3 protein-coding genes are annotated in these 9,436 nt (G+C 43.1%); all 3 read right to left on the reverse strand.

Features of this window, described 5'->3' with window-relative positions:
- Positions 1-441: 441 nt before the first annotated feature.
- The 3 genes from EIP89_RS11185 to gatB all read right to left on the reverse strand — a co-directional run bounded on the left by EIP89_RS11185 (position 442) and on the right by gatB (position 9,218).
- On the reverse strand, positions 442-6,204 hold the full coding sequence (locus tag EIP89_RS11185) for a T9SS type A sorting domain-containing protein (RefSeq protein WP_160160598.1): 5,763 nt from the start codon (positions 6,202-6,204) through the stop codon (positions 442-444).
- Between the two features lie 350 nt (positions 6,205-6,554).
- Complete coding sequence (locus EIP89_RS11190; protein ID WP_124398774.1) at positions 6,555-7,748, reverse strand: TlpA family protein disulfide reductase; 1,194 nt, start codon at positions 7,746-7,748, stop codon at positions 6,555-6,557.
- Between the two features lie 18 nt (positions 7,749-7,766).
- Positions 7,767-9,218 (reverse strand): Asp-tRNA(Asn)/Glu-tRNA(Gln) amidotransferase subunit GatB, encoded by a 1,452-nt coding sequence (gatB, locus tag EIP89_RS11195; RefSeq protein ID WP_124398775.1) that lies wholly within the window; start codon positions 9,216-9,218, stop codon positions 7,767-7,769.
- Positions 9,219-9,436: the final 218 nt, after the last annotated feature.

Below are 9,436 nucleotides of genomic sequence, written 5' to 3' on the forward strand. Positions count from 1 at the left end.
TTTATCAAATCGAAATCACTACACCCAAGACGAAAGAAACCATTAGCAAAGTAATCCTTTTAACAGAGGAGCAAAAAAAAGTAGCTTCAATCTTCAATTTTGGGTGTTAAAATGCGGAAGTCAGGAGCATGTAAATAAAATCAGTAGTAATAATTTTTTCATAGCGTGAATTTTATTAATTTCAATTTTAATAAAAATAAAGGAGGTTATTAGCTTAAAAATTAAAAAAAATTTATTATAATTTGAAAATATTTTTAAATTCTGTATTTTTTATTAATATTCTTCGGAATAAAAGAATTTTATGATTAGGTTAAGACTTAAAAACATGAATTCATAATTTTAAATGTTTCAAAATCTAATTATTTATAAGATTGATTTTTGTAAAAAAAAACCGCCCTTTTACGAAGGGCGGTTTTTAAGTTAAATAAATTAAGATAAATCTTACTTCTTCACTACCACCTTGCGGGTGAGCTGGCCGGTGGTGGAGTGGATGCGCAGCATGTAGGTTCCAGCTGGTAGTGTTTGTAGGTCGAGCCGCTCGTGGTAGTGGCCGGAGGCACTCTTCCAGGTGGCGCGATAGACGGCCTTGCCTGAGAGGTCAAGGACTTCGATGGGCAGCTCGGCCACGTCGTCGCTGAAGGTCACGTCAAACACACCGGCATTCGGATTCGGATAAACCTTCAGGCGGTTTTGCAGGGAGATTTCGCTGATGCCGATGCTGAAGGTAAGGGTATCGCACACGGTAGTTGAGCCACAGGCGTTAAAGGCAGTGACGCACACCGGGTACACCCCGTTTTGCGGGAAGGTGAAGGTCGGATTCTGCTGGCTGCTGCTGCCTGCTGTACCAAAGGTCCAGTACACCGAGTCGGCATCGGTGAAGGTGCCTGAGAAGTTCACCGTATAATTGCTAATGGTGTAGGTAAAGGCTGCGGTGGGGGCACTTTGCAGGGTAATGGTCACAGGAGTACGTGTATCAGAGCACGCTTCAGAGCCAAAGTGGATATAGCCGTTGAAATTTCTCGGAGAGAACGTAGAGCCAAACGGATAGGACTTGCCAATGCCCTCTTTTACATCGATACGCGGATGTGATGCCAGGATGTTACCCACAGCTGTACCATTGGTGTAGTTTACCGATGCACCCACTCGGGTCACGTAGAAGGCGTGAGTACCTGGCTGCAATGTAATGGGTGTAGTAAACATCAGCTTAGTATTAGGGCCAGCTACAGTTACATTCACAGAAAAGTTCTGCAGCAGAGTCCAACCGGTTGGAGAATTTTCAAATCCTACAAATGAACCCGGACGATGATAAATTTCAAAAGTAGACTGACCTGTAGTATTCGGTGAAACTGTAAATCCGGTAATCGTCAATGGTCCACCTTTGATGTCGACATCAAAGATGTTTCCATTCTGTGAATTACCTGCTGCTATGGTGGTAAGCAAAGAATCTGCTGACTCTTGATATTTGAGGTAATAGGTTGCCAGTAGGTTGGTTACAGTGAGTGTGTCGCTCATGGAAATAGGTGTACCACCTGTCGGCACATCATACCATTCGTATCCTACACCTGGTAATGGCTTGGCAATTAATTGTGCTGAAGTTGCACCAGAGCAAGCTTGAGCCGGTAACGCTTGAGGTGCCAGTGGGATGATTACCACATTTCGAGTAATGCTATCGTTATTGGTGACCTGATCACCTGACAGATTCACATACCCGATTGCCTGAATTATACCACCGTTTAGTGTATTGAGATTCGCAACAGTTATAGTATCTGTCGAGTTGGGTTGAATAGCGTTTGTGTAAGTACCTGTAATGGTTTGGGTAATATCACCTGTAATTACCAATCCATAGGGTAGGTTCGAGATAGGCCCAAAGCCATTATTTCTCACAACAAATCGTATAGGAGTACTTGATGCTCCACAGAAGCTCGTCGGTAGACCGACGAGATTTACTAATTCAGCATCAAACTGTATGGGTGTACATACCTGAACGGGTCCTGACCATACACTGAAACCACCGTTGCACACCTCACGTAGATAAATCTGGTAACATGCTCCTACTGCTAGAGACGTTAAGTTGTAGGATTTTGTGGTTATGTTAGAAATGAGTGTACCTTGAGCTGAGCCCGGTACGAAACCTACGGGTCCCCATTCTATCTGGAAGGTATCGGCAGAAGACTGCCAGCTTAAAAAGGCGCCTGTGGGATAAATACTATCAGCTTTAAACGCCCATGCACCTGAGCAGGGCAGGGGAGAGAATTCAATGGCGCCGGGGTCAGGAGTGGTAGTACGGGGATTTCCATTAATATCTGTCGGCACTATGGAGAGCAGATTAGAACCGAGATTGTTTATAGCGCCGGATGAGGGAGTATAATTGTCAGTAGCCGGATTAATAAATCCCGGATTTGCAAAGACAGAGTTCTGATCCTTACCCGTAGCCTGCCAATCTGCAAATGAATTAAGAGCTGAGCCGTGGAAGAAAACTCCAGTGGTTATATCTGAGAAATAACCGTTGTTGTTGTACGTTATTCCGGTATTTGCTGTTCCCTGATACATCACATATTTAGTTCCTCCATTGGTACGTGTATTCACAAATAAATTGTTTCGAATATCCACGTTGGTGAATGTGCCCGACAAAAATGCCGGGGTGTGTGTGCCCGTTCCTGAAAAAAGAGCATCTTCTACCACAATGGTATTGTGATACACATCCCAGTGCTGGCTACTGCTCATATACAAAGCATATGTGGTTCCTCCCCCGTTAATGTTGAATACCAAATTATTTGCGAGGAGGTTTCTCTGTCCTGTGGTGGTACTGCCAGAGATGAATATTGGATACATTGCAGCAGTGCTTGAGGCTGATGTACCTGTATGGGTATCGTGTATTTTGTTATTAGTAAATTTTGAATTGTTTATCCATGACAATGCATAAATACCGTAGAAGGTAGAAACAGTAGCTCTATTGGCTCTTGAAATATCGTTATTGTGGAAAATCATTGAATCTTGACCTCTCAGATATGTGCCATAGATGTAGAAATCCTCAATTGAACAATTTTCAACTTTATTTCCAACTGAAAGATCAGTGGCGGTGGATCCCCCAGAAATCGTAAGTCCGAAATAGCCTCCAATGAGCCTAGAATTGGTAATTTCTATGTAATCACCGCCTTTCCCAATAGTAGAAGGAGTTGATTCACTTGTTCCAACTACCACACAGTTGAAATTTATACTGGTGGAGTTGGCCTCTGCCTGGAATCGACAACGATTAAACTTTAAATATTGCGAACCACCCGTTACATAAAGAGCAGTTCCAAATTGAGTCGATGTGCTTCCCAATGCCCTGATATCTAAGCTGTCAATTTCGATGTAGCGGCTATTATTCAACATCAACGTGTAGCGTTGATTTGTATTGGTCGATGTAAACTGCAGAATATTTCCGTTTCCGTTGATGACAATTTTGTTAATAGCAGAAGTGGATGTGACATTGTTAAAGGCTACTTGTTCAATGTAAGGTCCGGAAAAGGGTGTTACATTTACGGTTATAGGTCCGCAGACTCCTGCCGTGTTGATGGCAGATGTAAAATCACTAAACGACGTGAAATTCGTGGCCGAAGGTGCTGCCAGCGCATTAATGGTGTAGGTACCTGTCAGACCCTTACGAAGTCCGAGAATTTCAATAGAATTGTTTGAAGGATCGGTGTCAACACCAGGCCCACTTGCGGTAATGGTAGCTGTAATATCGTAAAGGGTATTGCTGTTAATAGCAAATTTGCCCAGCGTAATATTTACAAAGGTACCCGTTGCAAGCACCCCAGTCCAGCTTACCGGAGTCTGTGAAACACTGTTAATAGACCAGCCAATGGTAAGAGAAGTGACAGTATCCTGTCCGATGTTAATAGCCCTAACAACTACATCAGCTGAGTCACCACAAAGAGCTCCGGATGGCTGAACAAATGCTTGTAAACCTGGATTAGGGCCAGGAGGGGGATCAAATTCATAAGCTCCCGGATCAGGTAAAAGGCTTCTAGGCAAAGAGTCAAAATCAAATGGCACTAAAGTTCCTAAATTTTTACCTAATGAATTTAGCTGTGGAGCTAAAGGTTTAAAATTATTATTTATGTTGATGAATTGTGGATCTATAAATACGCTATTGGAGTCAGCCCCAGCATTTTGAAAATCCTGAAGCGTATTGAATGAGGAACCTCTGAAGAAGGTAGGTGCAGTCATGGAGATATTCGGATTTTTGTAATACCCATTGTTACTCGCTATGATTGCATTCGTATTGCTAGTCAAATAGGTAAGAAAACGTTCACCCGTACCAGGTCTGGACAGATATAGTAAATTATTGCGCACTTCACATCCGGCTGTAGGCGTACCTGCTATCCAAATCAGACGCGTAGTGCTTGATGAAGATGAGGTAGTATTAAAGACCACAGTATTGTGATAAATGCGGGTATGATCCGTAACACCTGAAAGATAAATGCCGTAGTAAACCCCATTTGTTTGAATGTCATAGATGAGGTTATTTGCTATGATATTCAGGTTAGAGGCTGTACCAGCAGTGGAGCTTAAAAATATAGGATAGGCCGTAAATGTATTGGTGTAGGGTGCCGCTCCGTGCGCATTGTGTATTCTGTTATTAAACACCCGTACGCCTGAACCGCTTGTACCTTGATAGAATCCATAGAAAGTACTTATGGTAGTACGCGTTGGTCGGTTGATATCATTTCCAAACACTTCAAGGTTGTCCTGATTTAAGGCATATATGCCATACAAGTAAAAGTCTCTGATAATGTTTCTTCTGACAATGTTTCCGACACCTCGCAGAGTGCTGGAAGATCCCAAAAGCGTGATGCCGTAGTAACCACCGATGACGACATTGTTTTCAATAAGGTTGTTGTTTCCGTTGTTACCAGAGGTTACTGCAGATGTGTTGCTATTAGACAAGGCTATTGCAGCATAGACCGTGCTAGTGGAAGTAGTGCTTGAGATGATCGAGCACCTTCGGATGATATTCCAGTCGGCCTGATTGCGAAGAAGCACGCTGAAGCCTTGTGCCCCGCTGTCGCTCCGAATCGTAAGCGAATCAAGGATCATATATCGGGTGCCATTCAGTTCTAAAGTGACACGGTCATTGGTGTTTGGCGAAAAGAAGTTGAGTACTGCACCATTTCCATTAATCGTAATGGTATTCGAAGCAGATGCACCAGCAATATTTCCAAAACTCACTTTTTCAAGATACGGACCTGAACCTGGTGCCACATTGACCACTACCGGGCCGCAAATGCCAGCTGAATTTATAAAGTTTGAAAAGGCAGTAAAGGATTGAAAATTGGTTCCTGAGGTGGGCAACGATGAGTTGATGGTGAAAGTACCCGAAATGGCAGGAGTTAGTACGATTGTGAGTGTGTCGTTGTCATTAAATGGGTCGGCAACACCATTGGGATTTGACGTCCAGATTTTAAAGTTGTAAGATGTATTCGCCACAAAGTTCCAAGATCCGAGAAGTATCTGGATCTGATTTAACCCAGTGCCTCCCACGGTATCGAGCTGCTGGTTAAGTTGAAAGGGCGTCTGAAGCACATTGTTTACAGACCAGTTTACCGTTACACTATCTATTTTGTTAGTTCCAAAATTGGCCACACGCACTCTGACGTTGTGAACTCCTGGGCAAAATGCCTGAGGGGAATCAAGTGCTGCGATACCGGCATCATTTGGGAGTGTAGGTGCTGATATAATTTCCCACTCGCGAAAGTTGGGGTTAGACTGCTGACCGGGTCCGGTCATCTGAAAGGATGTGATGCGTACCCTGGTAGTAGTAACTTTTGGAAAATTCACCTGATTTGAGCATGCGGGCGGGAGGTTGGAAAAAGTATGGTGATTCACCCAGTTACTTCCATCCCATCTCTGAATGAGACCTCCGGTAAGAAGCCGAGCGTTGTTTTGAGCGTGGTGGATAATGAATTTGTCAAATGTTTGTGGAGTTGTCCATTCAAAAACAATCCAATTTACACCCGGTGTCGGATCGGGGGGGGTCGAAGTAGAAATCCACATCTGCTGGGCGCCGCATGTGCCGAAGTTTAAATCATTAAGTGTACTACAGGGACCAGTATTGCATGTACTAGCCGATGCTGTGGCCAGGGGAGCAATATTGACCTGTGCTTTTGATAATATGCTTAATGATAAAAAAGTAATAAAAAGTAAAAGCTTTTTCATATCCGTGGTTTGTTGATCAATATTAACAAACATAAAAAGATTTTTTATAAATTGTAAAAATTTTGTTAATTTAAAAAAATATAAAATATTCAGTCTATTTATGTAATATTTTCAATATTGAGATATGAACAAATAAAAAAATACAATTAATTGACACACATATAAAAATTTAGAATTCTTATGAAATGAACTAATGGTGATTTTTTGAATTATTCAGGTTAGGTTTAATTGATAAGAGAGAAAATCCGATGTTTTCCAAATAAATTATTTTTAAAAATTTTTATACAACAAAAAAAAAACCTGCTTGATAAAAAGCAGGTTTTTTTGTAAAACAATTGGAAAAATAGCTTTTAGAGAATCCCCTTGATGATGGATTCGAGCATATCGATGGGTGGATTTACAGCGGCAATATTGCCATTTTTATCTACTAAAATGGTAAAGGGAATGTTTTCAATGCCAAACTCATTGACAATGCTAGAATTCCAACCCATTAATTCACTTACGTGGTAAGGCCATTCGAGTTTGTCGTCTTTAATGGCTTGCTGCCAGGCATCGCGCGGTGAGGGTTGGCTGGGGATGCCGTCGAGCGAAACACTGTACACGGTAAATCCTTTGTTTTTAAATTTCTTGTAAAGTTCCACGATTTTTGGATTGTTAGCCCGGCAGGGACGGCACCATGCAGCCCAGAAGTCAACAAGTACTGTTTTGCCTTTGAGGGATGACAGTTTAATGACTTCGCCGGCATCGTTGGCTAATGCGATTTCAGGCATTGGGTTTCCTTCTTTGATGCGGGCTGCATTTTCACGGCGTTTGCGCTCTACTTCGATGGCTTCTTTAATCTTCTGATTGCGATTCGCAAAGTAGATGGTGTGCATGTTGTTTGGATGCTTCTTCTTCAAGCCTTCTTCAACCTTCTCGAAGAGCTCGAACTTATCCATTGGGCTAATGAGCGGCAACTGGCCAAGGCTCTGGTAGAAAGCAAAAATCACAGGCAGTTTGTTGTAATACTTATCAATAATGGCATACAGCGCTTCTTGATGTTCTTTCACGCGCTTATCGTACGCTGCATCGAGTCTGGTGCGTATTTCACTGTTAAAAGTGCCTTCGCCTTCGGCTTTCGAGAGCTCTTGTTCTAGGCTGTCGATCAGAGCAAAGGATTTGAAGTTTTCTTCGTTTATCTGGTTAAGTATTTCAACGCCCTCCGAACCGGTAATTTCATCTGCCTCAAAGTCAGCTGTAGCATCGGCCTTGATGGTGATGTAGTCGCCCGGTTCGAGGTATAGGGGTATGCGCTTGCCTTGCAGAAGGTCGATCACGTAAAAGCCAGGTTCTGACAATTTTATTTTGTATGTAAGGCGGCCAGAGGCTGGTACATCGAGTGAATCGATAGTAATAGCCTGTACAGTATCGGCCAATAAAATGGCGATTTTTCGAGTATTTGAAATGGTCATGTTTAGCACTGCCTGTTCTTTAGGCGAGAAAAGGCTGCAGGCTACTGTTGAGACAGCCAATACTAAAGCTGCCAGAAGTGATCTGATTTTCATCCGATTAGGTATTAGTAATTATTGGTTGTTTAGTAATTTTTGGAGAATGGCGGAAGCTAACTTAGGGTCGGCCTTTCCTTGAGTTCGCTTCATTACTTCGCCCATAAAGAGGCCAAGCAAACCGGTTTTTCCGGCCTTGTATTGAGCTACCTTTTCTGGCATGGCCTCTAAGACTTCTTTGGCTGTTTGAGCAAGGAGGTCTTCATTTCGCTCTTGCAGCAGATTGTGCTCGCGGGCAAGTTGTTCGGGGTTAGCATTTGGGTTTTCAATCAGCAGAAGAAAGAGTTTGCCTTGAGCCACAGAGTGGCTTACCAGCTCTGCATCGACCAACTGAATTAGTTCAGTGAGTTTTTTGGGCGAAAGAGGGAAGGAGGTGATTGATAGAGCTTTGTCGTTCAAATACGAACGAACTGGACCAAGGATGTAATTGGCTATGTTTTTATAGCTCGAGCTATGTTTAGTACATTCCAGATAGTACTGAGCTTCTTCTTTGAGTTCGCAGATTTGGGCCGCGTCGTAGTCTGAGAGGCCGTGCTGTGTAGTGAGTATTTCTTTCACCTCCCACGGCAGGGCGGGCATTGCATTACGCACGGATTGTATGAATTCTTCAGTGATCACCAAGGGTGCGAGGTCAGGTTCGGTGAAGTAGCGGTAGTCGTGGGCATCTTCTTTGGTGCGCATCACGCTGGTGGTGTTTTTAATAGGATCGTAGGTGCGCGTTTCTTGGGTGAGCGTTTCGCCACTTTCAAGGCATTCGACCTGACGCATAATTTCGTAGTCGATGGCTTTTTGCACGTTTCGGAAGGAGTTCATGTTTTTGATTTCCACTTTTGTTCCGAAAGTGGTATCGCCTATTTTGCGCACAGAGATGTTTACATCGCAGCGCAGTGAGCCTTCTTCCATATTGCCGTCAGAAATGTCGAGGTAGCGCACCAGTTTGCGCATTTCGGCCAGGTAGTTGTAGGCTTCTTGGCCATTTCTGAAGTCTGGTTTGCTTACAATCTCGAGTAGGGGAGTACCGGCGCGGTTCAGGTCTATCAGGGTGTAAAAGGGGTCGATGTCGTGAATGCTCTTGCCTGAATCTTCTTCCATGTGGATGCGTATAAGACCGATCTTTTTGTCGTTGCCGTCGGCGTCTTTTATCATTACATAGCCGCCTGTACAGATGGGGGTATCGTATTGAGATATTTGATATCCTTTGGGTAGGTCAGCATAGAAATAATTCTTGCGGGCAAACTTGTTAAAGCGCGTGATTTCAGCATTGCACGCTAAGCCCAAACGTATGGCGTATTCTACCGCAGATCGATTAAGGACGGGCAGTGTACCCGGATGGCCGAGGCTGATGGGGTTGACTTGCGTATTTGGTTTAGCGCCGAAGGATATGGGGTCAGATGAAAATGCTTTGCTGTAGGTCTTAAGCTGTACGTGAATTTCGAGACCGATGATGGCTTCGTATCCTTTATAGATCATTTACAACGATTCACAAAAATTATGTGCAAAGATAGAAGGCTACTTTGCTAAGAACATGTGCAAATGGGCACACAGTGCTTAAGAAAACATTAATAAAAAAGAAGGTGTCCAAAAAGTAAAGGACGCCTTCTTTTTTATTTTGATAAAACCCTTAATTGAAGTAAATTAGAGCCATCATAGACATTTTAAGTGAGGCGAGTAGTCTTTAAACAGCAACC

Source organism: Thermaurantimonas aggregans, assembly GCF_003851885.1.
In the GTDB taxonomy this organism is placed as follows: Bacteria; Bacteroidota; Bacteroidia; order Flavobacteriales; family Schleiferiaceae; genus Thermaurantimonas; species Thermaurantimonas aggregans.

What these genes read in the sequence shown, in the direction of transcription:
- EIP89_RS11185 (WP_160160598.1), bottom strand. Translation starts at nt 6,204, where the DNA reads ATGAAAAAGCTTTTACTTTTTATTACTTTTTTATCATTAAGCATATTA.
- EIP89_RS11190 (WP_124398774.1), bottom strand. Translation starts at nt 7,748, where the DNA reads ATGAAAATCAGATCACTTCTGGCAGCTTTAGTATTGGCTGTCTCAACA.
- gatB (WP_124398775.1), bottom strand. Translation starts at nt 9,218, where the DNA reads ATGATCTATAAAGGATACGAAGCCATCATCGGTCTCGAAATTCACGTA.